The 14,737-nt window shown below is 66.8% G+C and carries 16 protein-coding genes; 6 read left to right on the top strand and 10 right to left on the bottom strand.

Translation table 11 applies throughout. From position 1 onward, the window contains the following. Window positions 1-8: 8 nt before the first annotated feature. A complete protein-coding gene (htpX, locus tag ASH04_RS03880) occupies window positions 9-878 on the bottom strand; it encodes a zinc metalloprotease HtpX (protein WP_057472762.1) in 870 nt (289 codons plus the stop codon). 87 nt (window positions 879-965) lie between these two features. Further along, window positions 966-1,985 (bottom strand): polyprenyl synthetase family protein, encoded by a 1,020-nt coding sequence (locus ASH04_RS03875; RefSeq protein WP_032365250.1) that lies wholly within the window; start codon window positions 1,983-1,985, stop codon window positions 966-968. Between the two features lie 294 nt (window positions 1,986-2,279). Between ASH04_RS03875 and ASH04_RS03870 the strand changes: the two genes are divergently transcribed. Further along, window positions 2,280-3,527, top strand: a complete 1,248-nt coding sequence (locus tag ASH04_RS03870) for a geranylgeranyl reductase family protein (protein WP_082519149.1) — start codon at window positions 2,280-2,282, stop codon at window positions 3,525-3,527. Between the two features lie 12 nt (window positions 3,528-3,539). On the opposite strand, the gene ASH04_RS03865 is transcribed toward ASH04_RS03870, so the two are convergent. From ASH04_RS03865 to ASH04_RS03850, 4 genes are all read right to left on the bottom strand, one after another. Further along, complete coding sequence (locus tag ASH04_RS03865) at window positions 3,540-4,235, bottom strand: demethylmenaquinone methyltransferase (protein ID WP_057472760.1); 696 nt, start codon at window positions 4,233-4,235, stop codon at window positions 3,540-3,542. A 14-nt stretch (window positions 4,236-4,249) separates the two neighbouring features. Beyond that, a complete protein-coding gene (locus ASH04_RS03860) occupies window positions 4,250-5,389 on the bottom strand; it encodes a glycosyltransferase family 4 protein (RefSeq protein WP_200937267.1) in 1,140 nt (379 codons plus the stop codon). Between the two features lie 63 nt (window positions 5,390-5,452). After that, a complete protein-coding gene (locus ASH04_RS03855; protein ID WP_057472758.1) occupies window positions 5,453-5,878 on the bottom strand; it encodes a glutaredoxin domain-containing protein in 426 nt (141 codons plus the stop codon). Then, entirely contained in the window at window positions 5,871-6,329 is a 459-nt protein-coding gene (locus ASH04_RS03850) for a hypothetical protein (RefSeq protein ID WP_057472930.1), read from the bottom strand. Before ASH04_RS03850 ends, ASH04_RS03855 begins: the two co-directional genes overlap by 8 nt. Before the next feature lie 55 nt (window positions 6,330-6,384). On the opposite strand from ASH04_RS03850, the gene ASH04_RS03845 reads away from it, so the two are divergent. After that, the gene (locus ASH04_RS03845) at window positions 6,385-6,888 is read left to right on the top strand and encodes a DUF2505 domain-containing protein (protein ID WP_057472757.1); all 504 of its coding nucleotides are present in this window, start codon (window positions 6,385-6,387) and stop codon (window positions 6,886-6,888) included. On the opposite strand, the gene menD is transcribed toward ASH04_RS03845, so the two are convergent. Beyond that, on the bottom strand, window positions 6,885-8,495 hold the full coding sequence (gene menD, locus ASH04_RS03840; RefSeq protein ID WP_057472756.1) for a 2-succinyl-5-enolpyruvyl-6-hydroxy-3-cyclohexene-1-carboxylic-acid synthase: 1,611 nt from the start codon (window positions 8,493-8,495) through the stop codon (window positions 6,885-6,887). The genes ASH04_RS03845 and menD overlap by 4 nt on opposite strands. 62 nt (window positions 8,496-8,557) lie before the next feature. Here menD and ASH04_RS03835 point away from each other — a divergent pair, with 62 nt between their 5' ends. The 4 genes from ASH04_RS03835 to ASH04_RS03820 are packed head-to-tail and all read left to right on the top strand — an operon-like array spanning window position 8,558 to window position 12,524. Further along, window positions 8,558-9,145, top strand: a complete 588-nt coding sequence (locus ASH04_RS03835) for a flavin reductase family protein (protein ID WP_032365245.1) — start codon at window positions 8,558-8,560, stop codon at window positions 9,143-9,145. Beyond that, the gene (locus ASH04_RS03830) at window positions 9,142-10,206 is read left to right on the top strand and encodes an AbrB family transcriptional regulator (protein WP_032381386.1); all 1,065 of its coding nucleotides are present in this window, start codon (window positions 9,142-9,144) and stop codon (window positions 10,204-10,206) included. The genes ASH04_RS03835 and ASH04_RS03830 overlap by 4 nt, the downstream gene beginning before the upstream one ends. Window positions 10,207-10,255: 49 nt before the next feature. After that, window positions 10,256-11,104: a siderophore-interacting protein gene (locus ASH04_RS03825; RefSeq protein WP_057472755.1), complete on the top strand. Its 849-nt coding sequence runs from the start codon at window positions 10,256-10,258 to the stop codon at window positions 11,102-11,104. A gap of 22 nt (window positions 11,105-11,126) precedes the next feature. Continuing rightward, entirely contained in the window at window positions 11,127-12,524 is a 1,398-nt protein-coding gene (locus tag ASH04_RS03820; RefSeq protein ID WP_027498295.1) for a DUF2252 domain-containing protein, read from the top strand. Between the two features lie 84 nt (window positions 12,525-12,608). Here ASH04_RS03820 and ASH04_RS03815 read toward each other — a convergent pair whose 3' ends face one another. Genes ASH04_RS03815 through ASH04_RS03805 form a run of 3 tightly spaced genes read right to left on the bottom strand, consistent with a single transcriptional unit; the run spans window position 12,609 to window position 14,717 of the window. After that, complete coding sequence (locus ASH04_RS03815) at window positions 12,609-13,052, bottom strand: DUF6918 family protein (RefSeq protein WP_057472754.1); 444 nt, start codon at window positions 13,050-13,052, stop codon at window positions 12,609-12,611. Window positions 13,053-13,104: 52 nt separating this feature from the next. Further along, window positions 13,105-14,076, bottom strand: coding sequence for an o-succinylbenzoate synthase (locus ASH04_RS03810; RefSeq protein WP_032375579.1), 972 nt, complete (start codon window positions 14,074-14,076; stop codon window positions 13,105-13,107). Then, complete coding sequence (locus ASH04_RS03805) at window positions 14,073-14,717, bottom strand: PaaI family thioesterase (protein WP_027498298.1); 645 nt, start codon at window positions 14,715-14,717, stop codon at window positions 14,073-14,075. The genes ASH04_RS03810 and ASH04_RS03805 overlap by 4 nt, the downstream gene beginning before the upstream one ends. Between the last annotated feature and the right edge of the window lie 20 nt (window positions 14,718-14,737).

The raw sequence follows: 14,737 nt of genomic DNA, 5'->3' as shown, positions 1-14,737 counted from the left end.
GGCTCCGCTCAGTACGGCCGATGGCCGGCCATCCGCTCGAGCCGTTCGATTCGGTCGGCCATCGGCGGGTGGGTGGCGAAGAGCGCGCCCGCCTTGTCGCCGATGCGGAACGGATTGGCGATCATCAGATGCGACTCCGCGGCCAGCCGCGGCTCGGGCGGCAGCGGTGCCAGCTGCACCCCCTGCTCGAGCTTTCGCAGTGCCGACGCCAGCGCCAACGGGTCGCCGGTCAGCTCGGCACCGGACTGGTCGGCCTGATACTCCCGAGAACGAGAGACCGCGAGGCGAACCAGGCTGGCCGCAATGGGTCCCAGCATCGACACCAACAGCAGCGCGAGCGGGTTCGGTCCCCCGTTGCCGCGTCCGCCGAAGACGTTGGCGAAGAAGGCCAGGTTCGCCAGACCCGAGATGACCGACGCCATGGCACCGGCCACCGACGAGATCAGGATGTCGCGGTTGTAGACGTGCGACAGTTCGTGTCCGAGCACCGCTCGAAGTTGCCGCTCGTCGAGGATCCGAAGAATGCCCTCGGTGCAGCACACGGCTGCGTTGCGCGGGTTCCGCCCGGTGGCGAACGCGTTGGGATTGTTGGTCGGGCTCACGTACAGCGCGGGCATCGGCTGATGCGCCGTTGTCGCCAGTTCCCGCACGATCCGGTACATCGCCGGCTGTTCGAGCTCACTCACCGGCACCGCGTGCATCGACTTCAGAGCCATCTTCGCGCTGTTGAAGTACGCGTAGCCGTTGACGCCGACGGCCAGCACGATCGACCCGATCAGAATCATCGAGTTACCGAACAACGACCCGATGAAGACGATCAGCGCAGACATCCCGACCAGCAGGCCGAATGTCTTCGCACCGTTGGCGTAACTGTTCATCGTGACGGGTGCCTCCTCGTACCGGGTGTTCCTACCCGATTCAACGACGGCACCCCGACGTGCAGTTCCCGACCACCGAGTGGGCGACTACCCCACGCGTTCGACGGTGTAGTTCACCAGTCGGCCCAGGGCGTCGTTGGCCGGTCCCTGCGGCAGCAGTGCGAGCTCGGCGTGGGCGCGGTCGGCGTACTCGCCGAGGGTCTTCTTGGCCGCGACCATGCCGGGTGACCGCTGCAACAGCTCGAGGGCCTCGGTGACCAGGGCATCCTCGGTGACCGGGCCGGCCAGGATCTCGCGGAGGCGGTCGCCGTCGGCACCTTCCTCGCGGAGCGCGAACAGCACCGGGAGGGTGTGCACTCCTTCCCGCAGGTCGGTGCCGGGAGTCTTACCCGACTGCTCGGTGGCCGAGGAGATGTCGATGATGTCGTCGGAGATCTGGAACGCGGTGCCGACAGCGTCACCGAGGCGCTCGAGGCGTCCCACGTGCTCGGCATCGCCGCCACTGAACGTGCCGCCGAAGCGCCCACAGGAGGCGATGAGCGACCCGGTCTTCTCCCACACGACCTTCAGGTAGTGCGCGATGGGATCGTCGGTGCTCTTGGCCCCGATCGTTTCGCGCATCTGCCCGGTGACCAACTCGGCGAAGGTCTCGGCGATGATGCGGACTGCGTCGGGTCCGAGGGTGGACACCAGACGCGACGCATGTGCGAAGAGGTAGTCGCCCGCGAGAATGGCCACACTGTTGCCCCAGCGTGAGTTCGCACTCTCGGCTCCGCGGCGCATCGACGCCTCGTCCATGACGTCGTCGTGATAGAGCGTCGCCAAGTGCACCAGCTCGACCACGGTGGCGGCGGTGACGATCGCCGGATCTGTCGGCGACGGCCCCAGCTGGCCGGTCAGCACGGTGAACAGGGGTCGGAATCGCTTGCCGCCGGCCTTCGCCAGGTGCAGAGCAGCCTCGGTCAGGAACTCTTCGCCGTCGGACAGTTCGCTGATCATCAGCTCTTCGACGCGCGCGAGACCGTCGGCGACGGATCGAGCGAGCTCCGGGTCACCCAGGTCGACTCCGGCAACGACCGTTACTGCGGTCGCGTCGTCTGTACTCACGATGTTGATCCCTGTCCTGTCGTCGGCGTCGAGCGGCGATGGATGACGGAAACTGCTGCTCGGGTACTACCGTAGTGAACCTAGTGTGCACACTCGCACGACGGTGCCGCCCACCACAGGTGACTATTCCCTCACCGAACCGAGCCCGAGTCGCTTCCCGACGCGGCCTGCAGGGCCAATGAGTGAACGACGTCACCGCTCCGACGGTGAACACCCCCGATGAGCAGGGCCTCAACAACGGTCGACCGAAGGCCCTGACGGCGCAGCACCGCGGCAGTCGGGATACTGGGATCTGTGACCTCATCCAACCCGGCCCTGCCCTCCTCGACCGATGTGTTGGTCGTGGGCGCGGGCCCCGCAGGATCGTCCGCGGCGGCGTGGGCAGCGCGTTCCGGCCGCGACGTCGTACTCGCCGACGCGGCCGTCTTTCCCCGGGACAAGACGTGCGGCGACGGGCTGACTCCGCGCGCGGTCGCCGAACTCGATCGGTTGGGCTTGGGTGAATGGGTTCGCGGTACCGCGCGCAATCGCGGGTTGCGCCTGAGTGGGTTCGGCCAGGAACTCGAGCTCGAATGGCCGAGCAGATCTTTCCCGGCCGTGGGTAGTGCCGTCCCGCGAACCGAGTTGGACGACCGCATTCGCCGCGTTGCCGTCGACGCCGGGGCTGTGATGGCCGAGGGTGCCAAAGCGGTGTCCGTCACCCGCGACGGAAATGCGGTCCGTTCGGTGACGCTGCAGACCGGCGAAGGCAGCCACGACATCGCGTGCCGCACTCTGATCGTCGCCGACGGCGTCCGGTCCACGCTGGGCAAGCAACTCGGACGCCAGTGGCACCGCGACACCGCGTTCGGCGTCGCCGCCCGCGCGTACATCACGTCTGCTCGTAGCGACGACGAATGGATCAGCTCGCACCTCGAACTGCGCGACGGCGCAGGCACGCTGCAGCCCGGCTACGGATGGGTCTTTCCACTGAACGACGGCAACATCAACATCGGCGTCGGCACGCTGGCCACTGCCACCCGGCCCGCACCGGGAGCCCTGCGTCCCCTGCTGGACCTCTACACCCAGCAACGGCGGTCGGAATGGGAACTGACCGGCGAGCTGCGGTCGGTCGCGTCGGCGCTGCTGCCGATGGGCGGGGCGGTCTCCGGCGTCGCGGGGGTGAACTGGGCGATCATCGGCGACGCCGCAGCGTGCGTGAACCCACTCAACGGTGAGGGCATCGACTACGGACTCGAAGGCGGCCGCATGGTGGTCGACCTTCTCGATCACGCGGACCTGACCGACGCCTGGCCGACCCTGCTGCGTGAGCACTACGGTCAAGCCTTCTCCATTGCTCGACGCCTCGCCGGACTGCTGACCGTGCCGAGGTTCCTGCCCGCAGCGGGCCCGGTGGGCATGCGCTCGCGGGCACTGATGAAAGTCGCGGTCCGGTGCATGGGCAACCTGGTCACCGAGGCCGACAGCGACCTCGTCGCTCGTACGTGGCGAACCGCAGGAACCACGTCACTGAAAATCGATTCGCGGCCGCCGTTTTCGTAGCCGCGTGCAGACTCAGGGCCGAATCGCCTTGTGCAGAGCCACGATTCCGCCGGTGAGGTTGCGCCACTGCACGTCGGTCCAGCCGGCGTCGGCGATGCGCTGAGCCAACTGCTCCTGGGTGGGCCACGCGCGAATGGACTCGGCGAGATAGACGTAGGCGTCGGGGTTGCTGCTCACTGCGCGAGCGACTTTGGGGAGCGCCTTCATCAGGTACTCCATGTATGCCGTGCGGAACGGGCCGAAGACCGGGGTGGAGAATTCCGAGACCACAAGACGCCCACCGGGTTTGGTGACTCGGGCGATTTCGCGCAGACCTGCATCGAAGTCGGAGACATTGCGAAGGCCGAACGAGATGGTGGCGGCGTCGAAACTGGCGTCGGCGTACGGAAGTGCCATCGCGTCACCGGCGACCATCGGCACTCCGCGGGCGAGTCCGGCTCGGAGCATGCCCTTGGAGAAGTCGGTGGCGACACACCAGGCCCCGCTGCGCCCGAGTTCGACCGTGGAGACGCCGGTGCCGGCGGCGAGATCCAGGACCCGCTCGCCAGGCTTCAGGTCGAGGGCTCGGCGGGTCAGCTTGCGCCAGCTGCGGTCCTGGCCGAACGACAGAACGGTGTTGGTGATGTCGTAGCGGCGGGCGACGCCGTCGAACATCGACGCCACCTCGTGGGGCTCTTTTTCCAGGGTTGCGCGCGATGTCGTGGCCACGAACTCCAGCTTACTCAGGCTGCTTCGGTCACCCGTGGCGCTGTGATGCCTTGCACGTCGTAGTAGTGGGAGATCAGCTCGTCGCAGATGGCAGGCCAGGTGCGGTGCAGAACAGATCGGCGGGCGGCGTTGCCGAAGCGGGCACGGGTGGTGGGTTCGGCGAGGGCGCCGACTGCACTGGGCAGCAGCTCGGTGAACTTGTCGACCGGCAGTAGGTAGCCGTTGCGGCAGTGCGAGACCAGATCGCGGGGTCCGCCGGCGTCGGGCCCGATGACGGGGACTCCGCTGGCGAGGGCTTCTTGGACTGCCTGACAGAAGGTTTCGTGTTCGCCGGGGTGGACGAAGATGTCGAAGCTGGCGTAGGCCTGCGCGAGTTCGTCGCCGCCGAGTTGCCCGGTGAAGATCGCATTCGGCATCAGTTCGCGCAGGGCCGCCGTATCGGGACCGCCGCCGACGATCACCAGCTGGATCGACGGATCCGTGGCCAGCACGGCAAGCCGCTCGACGTGCTTCTCCGGCGCGAGCCTGCCGACGAACCCGACGATCAACTTTTCGCCTGCTCCCCATCGGCCGCGAAGGGTGGCCGACGCGGCCGAGGGCGCGAACCGAACCGCGTCCACTCCCCTGGCCCACCGGTGTACGCGCGAGATGCCGTGCTGCTCGAGAGCGTCGACGGCCGAGGTGGACGGTGCCAGAGTGCGGGCCGCTCCGCGGTGCAGTCTCCTGGTCCAACGCCACGCGGCCTTCGAGGTCAAGCCGAGGCCGTAGCTCGCGGCGAATCCTGCGACATCGGTCTGGTAAACGGCGACGGCAGGCACGTCGAGGCGGTTGGCGGCGGCCAGGCCGCCCGCTCCGAGCAGGAACGGGGACGCCAGATGCACGACGTCGGGCGCGAAGGTCCTTAGCGCCGAGACCATCCCGAGGCCAGGAACACCGACGGGTAGGGAGCTGACCTTCGGCACCATCACGGACGGCACTCGGTGGACCGGGACGCCGTTGTGCCAGGTCGCCGCTCGCGGTCCCGACGGGTTGTCCGGGGCGACGACGATGGCGTCGTGCCCGGTCTTCTCGAGATGTTCGAGGACACGGATCACCGAGTGGGTGACGCCGTTCATGTTGGGTAAGAACGATTCCGCAACGATGGCTACTCGCACGGTCCTCAGTGTGGGTGGCCACGCGGTCGCCCAGGCATGGACAACGTTACGTGTGGGCCAACGTCACACGAATTGCTCGACGACCCACGAGGGACTCGGGTTGGTGCGGTGTTCGGTGCCCACGAACACCGTCGGAACCGTCTCGTTCCCGTCGTTCACCGACCGAACCCGCGCTGCGGCAGCAGCATCTGCTCGGATGTTCGTCCACACGGCCTTCTTTCCGCGGAGCAACAGCGCAACCCGCAACCGAAGGCAGAAGATGCAACCGGGACGCCAGTAGATCAGCGGCACCGATTTCTCGGTGGCGAACACTCGAGACGCGTCGTCGGATGCAGAGCGCGGATACAGCACCGGAGTCGTCAGAACGAGCAGAAACACCACCACGAGCACCATGATCACGATCGAGGAGGCGACGTTGCCGAAGTTCACCAACGCGAACCCGGCCACCGCGGCGACAGCAGCGATGACCCACTGCCTGGCATTACGCATCCTGTACCTCCTTGCGACGTAACCAGAACAACGCCGGCCCGGCGATGAGCCAGGTGACGACGATGACCGATCCGGCAGGAACGATCGCTACCGCGGCGTCACGGCCGGCGACACGCACCAGCAGGTCGCTGTCGCTGTCGTTGTCGTCGGAGTCCGCCTTGTAGTACTCGACCTCGATGCGTTGCCCCACGACGAGATTGGTGGGGTACAGCACGCCGAGTCTGGGGTTGTGGGTCACGCCGTCGGGGGTGATGAAACTGACCGCCGAACGCAATTTGCCCGCCGACAGCACCTCGGCCGTCGCGACGCCCTTGTCGGAGTCGATGGTGACGTCGTTTCGCCAGGCACCGACCACCAAGAGGACCGACAGAACCGAGACGGCGACCGCGACCACGAGCACGACCAGCCGGATTCTGTGCAGAGTTCGGCTGCCCCTCTCGGTGTCGGTCACAGCATTCAGGTTACTTCGCGGCCGGTTCGCCTCCGCTCCGGTAGCCTCTGTGCTCATGTCGCGCAGCTTCGAGTTCACCGTCGAATCGTCCAATCCGCCCGCTGACGTGCACGCCGCACTCACCAGTGAAGACCAGTGGGCCGCCCGCTTCGCCAAGGCGAAGAAGACGGACGGGTACGAGATGACCAAGCACGACGACGGCGGCTTGACCGTGGACATCACGGAGGAGGTCGGCACGTCCGAACTGCCCGGGTTCGTCACGAAAGTCATCAAGGGCAAGCTGATCGTCTCGCGTACCGACCACTGGGGTCCGCTCGAAGGCGACCACGCCGAGGGCACGCTGGTCGGCGGCACCACGGGTCTACCCGCGAAAGTGAACGGCACCCTCTCGCTTCGCCCCGACGGCACCGGAGCGAAACTGGTCGTCAAGGGTGAGTCGACGGTCAAGATTCCGCTCGTCGGCGGCAAGATCGAAGACCTGATCAACAAGATGATCAAGGACATGATCGATCAGGAAACCGGCGAAACACTCGAATGGGTTGCTGCGCAAAAGAATTAGAGACGGGCCCGGATCGCTGCGTGTAGGTCGCGCAGCCCGGACCGTTCCGTGGTCACTTCCAGCACCCTGATTCCCGTGGCATGGCCGGTGAGTTCGGTGGCCAGATCGGCCAAGTCGACCAGGTGGTGCTCCACGCGGTAGGCCCCGCACAACGCTCCCAGGTCCATTCCGTGCGGTGTTCCGAACACCCGCTCGAACACACCCGCGTACTGCGGGTCGCCCTGTTCGAGAAGCTCGAAGATGCCGCCGCCGTCGTCATTGGCAACGACGATCGTCAGATCGTCCGGACGCGGCTCGCCGGTGCCGATGAGCAGACCGGCCGCGTCGTGCAGGAACGTCAGATCTCCCAGAAGCGCCACGGTGCGGCGCTTTCCGGCCATCGCCGCACCGATGGCCGTCGAGACGGTGCCGTCGATGCCGGCCACGCCACGATTGGACAGAACCTTCACGCCCGGGATCGGAGTGGAGACCAGGGCCGCATCGCGCACGGGGTTGGAGGCTCCGAGCACCAGCTGATCTCCGGGCTGCAATGCCGACATCACCGCGTCGGCAACGTGCAGCCCCGTCGGCTTGGGATGCTCTCGAAGTTGTTGGTGCACAGCCTTTTCGGCGCGTTCCGATACGGCAGCGCATCGTGCGATCCACGCGGGATCGGGTGCGCCGGTGGTCACGGCACGCGTGCCGGTGGCCAGTACGTTGCCCGAGACGTCGGGCCACCGCGGGCCGGTGGTGAGCGCGATGACGTCCACCGCCGGATCCGCGAGCAGCGCCGACACCTGCCGGTGCAGGGTCGGGCGGCCGGTGATGACGGCTTGACGCGGCTTCAACTGCGCAAGAGCCAAGGGATGCAACGCAATTCCGTGCAGTGGCGCGGTCGGCTCGGCAACGGTCGGCAAGCCGGCGAGCTCAGGACGAACGGCTCCGCCGTGCCCGGACACGACGACGGTGTCGACCGACAGATCGAGTTCGACCGGCACGTCGAGGGTCGCCTGGGTGGTCGAGGTCCACGGCATCCCGTCGGGACGTCCTTCGGGCCGGGCCCCCGGATCGCCGAGGGCGGGGACCAACGGTTCACGCAGTGGAATGTCGAAGTGCACCGGTCCGGCGTTGCCCGAGCGCGCACCCCGCGCAGCGGCGATGACTCGCGAGACCGCGCTTCGCCACTGACTGTTCTGCTTGGGTCCTTCCTCGGCGAGCCCGAGGCTGATCGTTGCGCGGACCTGCGACCCGAACAGGCCCAACTGCTCGATGGTCTGGTTGGCACCGGTGCCGAGCATCTCGTACGGCCGGTTGGCACTGATGACGATCAGCGGGATCCGGGCGTAGTTCGCTTCGAGCACTGCGGGCCCGAGGTTCGCCACCGCTGTTCCCGACGTCATCACCACCGGGACAGGTTGGCCGCTGCCCAGGCTCAGTCCGATGGCCAGGAATCCGGCGGTCCGCTCGTCGATCCGCATGTGCAGTCGTAGCCGTCCGGCCGCGTCTGCTTCCTCCAGAGCGAAGGCCAACGGGGCGTTGCGCGAGCCGGGACAGAGCACGACGTCTTCGATCCCGCTGCGCGCCAGTTCGTCGACGACTGCAGTGGCCTGAGCGGTGGACGGATTCACAGTTTCCAGAGTGTCAGATGCTCCGGTCGGCCGCCGCAACCGGGCTTTGACAGTATTGAGACGTGCGTACAGTCTTCCGGCCCGACGAGGTCTCCTCCCGCCGCTTCTACCAGCTACTGACCGCGTCGGTGGTCCCCAGGCCCATCGCCTGGATCTCCACGGTCTCGGCCGACGGTGTGGCGAACCTCGCGCCCTACAGCTTCTTCACCGTCTCGTCCGTGGAACCGCCGGTCGTCCAGTTCACGTCCGTGACCCGCAAAGACAGTCTGCGCAACATCGAGGCCACCGGCGAGTTCGTCGTCAATCTGGCCACGGCACCGTTGGTCGATCAGGTCAACGGCAGCTCGGCGAGCTTCGAGCACGGCGTCAGCGAGTTCGAGGCCGTCGGCATCGAGAGCGAACCCAGTGCGATCGTCACGCCGCCGCGGGTAGCTGCCGCCCCGATCGCCATCGAAGCCACGCTGCACCGCGTCGTCGAGGTGGGAAACTGCTTCGTCGTCATGGGTAGCGTCGTCGCAGTGTCCGTTCGACCTGAATTTCTCGCCGAGGACGGCCTGCCCGAGTTCGAGACCATCGCTCCGCTCAGTCGACTCGGCCGTACCGAGTGGGGACTGCCGCCCGAGGTTCGCGAGATCGAGCGACCTTCTTGATTCGCTGGCTGCTGCTGGTTCTCGTCACGGTCGCACTGACCGTCGGGGCCGATGCACTCGGTGTGCCGTCGGCTGCGTTGTTCGTTGCACTGTTGGTGGCGATCGTGTTCGCGCTCGCCGGGTGGGCTCCGACGACCGGAACCGAGCGAGCGCCGCTCCCCCGCAGACTCGGCATGGCGGCGCAGGCAATCCTCGGCGTCGAGATCGGCACGCTCGTGCAGAGCGACACTCTGAGCTCGCTGGGCGATACCTGGCTGCCGGTACTGCTGGCATGCATCGGCACCCTGTTGCTGTCGATCGCGGCCGGCGCGCTGCTGGGGCTTCGTAAAGACATCGATTCACTGACCGGCTCCTTGGCGCTGGTCGCAGGCGGAGCCTCGGGATTGGTGGCGATCACCCAGGAGTTGGGCGGCGACGAACGCGTGGTCGCGGTGGTGCAATACCTGCGCGTCGTGCTGGTGACCACAACGCTGCCGCTGGTCGCAACCCTGGTGTTCGACGCCCAACCCGGACAATCGTCGGTCACCGCCGACGTGCACGAGGCGCTGTGGATCGATCTTGCGTTCGTACTGATCTGCGGCGTCATCGGGGTAATGCTGGCCAAGGCGATTCGGCTGCCCGCCCCCGCCCTGCTCGGCCCGCTGATGATCGCCACGCTCGCCGACGTGCTCGGCGTCTCGTTCGACGCGTCCGTCCCGACGCTGTTGCTGTGGGCGGCGTACATCGTCATCGGCTGGCAGGCCGGACTGCGATTCACCGTCGCCAGCTTGAAGTCGATCTCGCGGGTCCTGCCCGCATCGCTGATGTTGATCATCGCCGTCACCGTCTGCTGCGCGATGCTCGGCCTGTGGCTGGCGTCCGCGACGGGGACGAGCGGCTACGAGGGATACCTCGCGACCACTCCCGGCGGGGTGTACGCGGTGCTGGCCATCGCCGCGTCGACCGGGGCGAACGTCACCTTCGTCGTGGCCGCCCAGGTGATCCGCGTGTTCATGATGTTGTTCGCAGTACCCGTCGGAGCCAAGGTGGTCCAGCGCTACCGGCGCGGTCGGCCCGAGTGAGAGATCGACGCAACCTCATCGCAGCTTAGGGTCGGCTAACCTGTGCTGCATGGGTAAGTACCTCAAACCGGAGAACCCCGCGTTCTACCGCCTGACCGTGCTCGGGAGCGACCGAATCAGCCCCAGCTTCATCCGGGTGACCCTCGGCGGCGATTCGTTGTCGAACTTTCGCTACATGGGCTACGACCACTGGTTTCGCCTGTTCCTGCCGCAGCGGGGCCAGGACGAGCCGCGCATCCCCAGCGCCACCTCGATGCTCTGGTACGCCCAGTATCTGACGTTCTCCAAAGACACCAAGCCGGCGGTCCGCAACTACACGGTCAGCCGATACCGCGCTGCGGGAGAGGGCACGTACGGCGACGGCCCGGAGCTGGATGTGGACTTCGTGGCGCACGGCGAAGTAGATGGAGCCGGCGGAACCGGTGGTCACAGTGGTCCGGCGTCGTCGTGGGCTACCAGGGCGGTCCCAGGCGATCGCGTCGCGATCTTCGACGAAGGCCGCATCTACACGTTCGAGGGACAATCGAGCTGGCAGTTGCTCGTCGGCGACGAGAGTGCTGCCCCGGCGATTCTCGGCATTCTGCGGTCGTTGCCGGCCGACGTTCGGGTCAAGGCCTTCGTCGAAGTGCCCACCGAGGCCGACATCCAGAAGCAGGACGTGCACGCAGGCGTCGAGATCGAATGGATCGTGCGCCCCAACCCGCTGGCCAAGCCGGGCGAGGCCGCGTTGGCCGCGGTGCAGAAAGCCGAGCTTCCGGACGGCGATCCGTTCGTCTACGTAGCAGGGGAACAAGGGCTGGCGACGGGCCTGCGTAGATACCTGGTGAACGAGCGTTCCGTCCCCAAGTCTCGGATCTGCTTCACCGGATACTGGAAGTTCGGTAAAGCCGCCCCGTAGCCCTCGATTAGTGTGACTTCACATGCCCGGCTCCGGAAAAGGTCATACCGTCGTCACCGACTCGGCAGCAGTCGACAGCGCGCCGTACGCATCGTTGCGTGCGCGGCCACTCCCCCGAGCCGAACGATACGAGCTGGGTCGACGCCTGCGCGACAAGGTCCCGATCGCATCGCTGGGCGACTGGACACCGCCACCGGATCGCCCGGACCCGGTGCAGCAGATCGAGTACTCGCACCAGGGCCGGATCGAATGGCTCATCCCCACGCGCCTCGAGCGCATGGTCGAATCCCCGTACGGCTTCCTGCGCGGGACGGCCATCGTCATGGCCCGTGACGTCGCGATGCTGCCGTCCACCGGCATCAACCCGGTGATCAGCGGCGACGCCCACCTCGGAAACTTCGGCTTCTACGCCTCCCCCGAACGCGACCTCGTCATCGACCTCAACGACTTCGACGAAGCACACCCGGGTGCCTGGGAATGGGATCTACGACGCCTCGCCGCGAGCATCTGGGTGGCCGGCCGTCAGAACGGACGCAGCGAGGATCGGTGCCGCGATGCCGTCGCCGCCTGCGTGTCCGCGTATCGAATCGAGGTCGCGCGCCTCGCCGACGAACCGCTGATGTCGCGGTCGTTCCAACGGTTGACGGCCGAGAAACTGCAACGGGACGCCACCGCGGGATCGTTGCGCAAGGAGATCAAACGCGCCACCAAGAAAGCGCGTCGACGCACCAGTGACCGCGTCCTGCCGCGATTCACCGAGGAACACGAGGGCACTCGCAGGATCGTCGAGGAGCCGCCGATCACCACCCGAATCTCGGCCGAGGACGAGGAATTGCTGGCCGTCGGACTGGACGAATACCTGCTCACTCTCACCCCGCATTGGCGTCGGGTGCTGGGGGGATACACGTTGATCGACGTCGCGCATCGCGTCGTCGGAGTCGGCAGTGTCGGGCTCCGGGCGTACGTGGCACTGCTCGAAGGCACCAGCGCGGACGACGTCGTGTTCCTGCAGCTCAAGCAGGCCAGACGGTCGGTGCTCGCGCCATATGTGCACGGCGAATCGGCCTGGCACGACCACCAGGGACAACGCGTGGTGGAGTACCAGCAGGATCTGCAGACGGTCAGCGATCCACTGCTGGGGTGGTGCACGATCGCCGGACGGCAGTACTACGTGCGGCAGTTCCGGAACATGAAGGGGACGATCGATCTCTCGTCGATCGATGCACCCGCGCTGGTGGACTACGCGCGGGTGGTGGGGCGACTACTCGCGAAGGGACACGCTCGCACCAGCGGCGCGTCGATGATCTCGGGATACACGGGCGATTCCGATGAACTCGACGTCGCACTGTGCCGATTCGCGCGGCTCTACGCCGACCAAACCGAGGCCGATTGGGAGCGATTGAGCGCTACGCGCATGTGAGCGTGGAGCCCTCGGGTCGTTCCGCGGGCTCCACTCCCACCTCGTACCCTGCTACGAATTTCCACTCACATGCGGCGAAGCCGCTCAGGCGTGCTTGGCCACCAGATCGCCGACGCGCGGCAGTGCCTCGGTGACGTTCTTCTTCGCCGAGCCACGCAGGCTGCCGTAGAACTTCTTGACGACGGACTTGTCCGTCTCCTCGATGCGCGCATCGGTGACCGAGAGCAGAGCGTCGGACGCGGCATCTCCGTTGGCGGCGAGATACTCACCGAACGTGCCCTGCGGGGCAGCGTTGTACGACTGCCAGAACGGATCGAGCTTGTCGACGAAATCGGGCCACAGAGCCGAGACCGCATTGTCGATGGAGGACGGACCGACCTTCTTCACTGCGCCGTAGCCCCCCTTGACCGCGAGGCCACTCGCGCCCTTCTTGTCGGCTACCTCGGCGTCGATCAATGCCAATACGTCGACGCGCAGAGCGTCGGCCTTCGACTCGTCGAGCAGCGAATCCTTCAGTGCAGCAACCACTTCGAACTTCCTCCCAGATGTGTCGGCGGCCCCACGCGGACCGGGCGCAACACTACCGCAGCAGTGCGTGGCAGCGTCGCACTCGCTCGATCCACCACTGCGTGCGCTCGGCGTCGGCACCGAGTTCGATCAACGCGTGCGGATCCGGCTCGACGCTCTGGACCGGATACGTTCCGTCGACCACCTCGGGTGCCGGTGCGACGTCGCGAACGAACAGACTGCCCGTCCCCAGTCCGCAGGCGAATTCGAGATGCGGCAGCGCGGCGGCAGCGGCGAGCCCCGAGGCGATGCCCACAGCCGAATCGAGTGCACTCGACACGACCACCGGCACGCCGTACTCCCCCAGTTCGCCGGCCAGTTCGAGCAGTGCGCGCATGCCACCGAGCGGAGCGACCTTGAGTACCGCGATGTCCGCGCCGCCGGCCCGCACGACCTTCATCGGATCCTCGGCCCGACGGATGCTCTCGTCCGCGGCCACCCGTACTCCCGGAGCCCGGCGGCGCAGCTCGACGAGCTCGGCAACCGTGGCGCACGGCTGCTCCGCGTATTCGAGTGGCCCGTCCGCAGTGAGAGCAGCCAACGCAGTGACTGCCTCGTCGACGGTCCAGCCCCCGTTGGCGTCGATCCGCACTCGCGGCACCAGCTCGCGCACCGCACGAACGCGAGCCACGTCGTCGGCCAGGCTCTGCCCCTTCTCGGCCACTTTCACCTTCGCCGTTTCGGCCCCGGGTGAGCGGCTCAGCACGCCCGCCACATCGGAGGCGTCGACCGCGGGCACGGTCGCGTTGACCGCGATGCGTCGACGCACCGCATTCGGTGGGCCCTCCCACGCGGCCTCGATCGCCGACGCCAACCACGGGGCGGACTCGACGTCGTCGTACTCGGGGAACGGAGAGAATTCACCCCACCCACCGGGACCACGAATCAACATCACCTCACGGGTGGTGATCCCACGGAACTTCGTCCGCATCGGCATCGAGAGCACGTGCGCACCGTCGAGCAGATCGTCGATCGGGGGAATCATTGCTGCCCCGGGAGCAACTGCACCATCAGTGCCTCGCAGTCGGCGAGCAGGTTGCCGTCCAGATCCGTCAGCCTCGCGCTGATGAACGTCTTACGACCCTCCACCTTGTCCACGGCACCCTCGACGACCAACTCGGTGTTCAGGGGGGTCACCTTGCGGTAGTTGATGTGCAGATATGCGGTCCGGCTGATGGGCCGACCGTAGGCGTGCTGGATCAGGCCGAAGAGGTCGTCGAACAGCAGCGGAAGGGTGCCGCCGTGCGCGGCGGCGTTGCCACCGAGGTGGAAGCGACGGAACATGCCACGGCTACGGACGCCGTCGGCTGCGAATTTCTCGATGATCCACGGCGGCAGCAGCAGCGAACCACGGCCCGGCAGAGCAGGTACCCGCCCCGCGGTCTGCTTGCCTTCGGCGACCACGTGCGGCTCCAACAACTCGATCAATTCTCGAGTCTTGCTCGCGGCTGCCTCGGTGACGTCTGCGGGCAGCGACGTGGACACCGCGAGATCCTGGACCGTGCGCAATGCCTCGAGCAACTGTCCGTATTCCGGCCCCACCTTCGCCGGAACGAAACGCGGGAAGCCGCCGTGGTGGTCGTAATCGGGGTCGGAACTGCGGTCGAGCTGCATCGGATCGGTCATGACCTGCACGCTAGCTGCAT

The sequence above is a fragment of the Rhodococcus sp. Leaf233 genome (genome assembly GCF_001426165.1).
Taxonomy (GTDB): Bacteria; Actinomycetota; Actinomycetes; order Mycobacteriales; family Mycobacteriaceae; genus Rhodococcoides; species Rhodococcoides fascians.
Note: the sequence above shows the minus strand (reverse complement) of the source record. Positions and strands in the feature narration are given on the sequence as shown.

Excerpts from the sequence above, each read along its gene's own strand:
- ASH04_RS03820 (WP_027498295.1), top strand. The coding sequence starts at position 11,127 with ATGCCCGGCTCCGGAAAAGGTCATACCGTCGTCACCGACTCGGCAGCA.
- htpX (WP_057472762.1), bottom strand. The coding sequence starts at position 878 with ATGAACAGTTACGCCAACGGTGCGAAGACATTCGGCCTGCTGGTCGGG.
- ASH04_RS03805 (WP_027498298.1), bottom strand. The coding sequence starts at position 14,717 with ATGACCGATCCGATGCAGCTCGACCGCAGTTCCGACCCCGATTACGAC.
- ASH04_RS03855 (WP_057472758.1), bottom strand. The coding sequence starts at position 5,878 with ATGCGTAATGCCAGGCAGTGGGTCATCGCTGCTGTCGCCGCGGTGGCC.
- ASH04_RS03825 (WP_057472755.1), top strand. The coding sequence starts at position 10,256 with ATGGGTAAGTACCTCAAACCGGAGAACCCCGCGTTCTACCGCCTGACC.
- ASH04_RS03810 (WP_032375579.1), bottom strand. The coding sequence starts at position 14,076 with ATGATTCCCCCGATCGACGATCTGCTCGACGGTGCGCACGTGCTCTCG.
- ASH04_RS03845 (WP_057472757.1), top strand. The coding sequence starts at position 6,385 with ATGTCGCGCAGCTTCGAGTTCACCGTCGAATCGTCCAATCCGCCCGCT.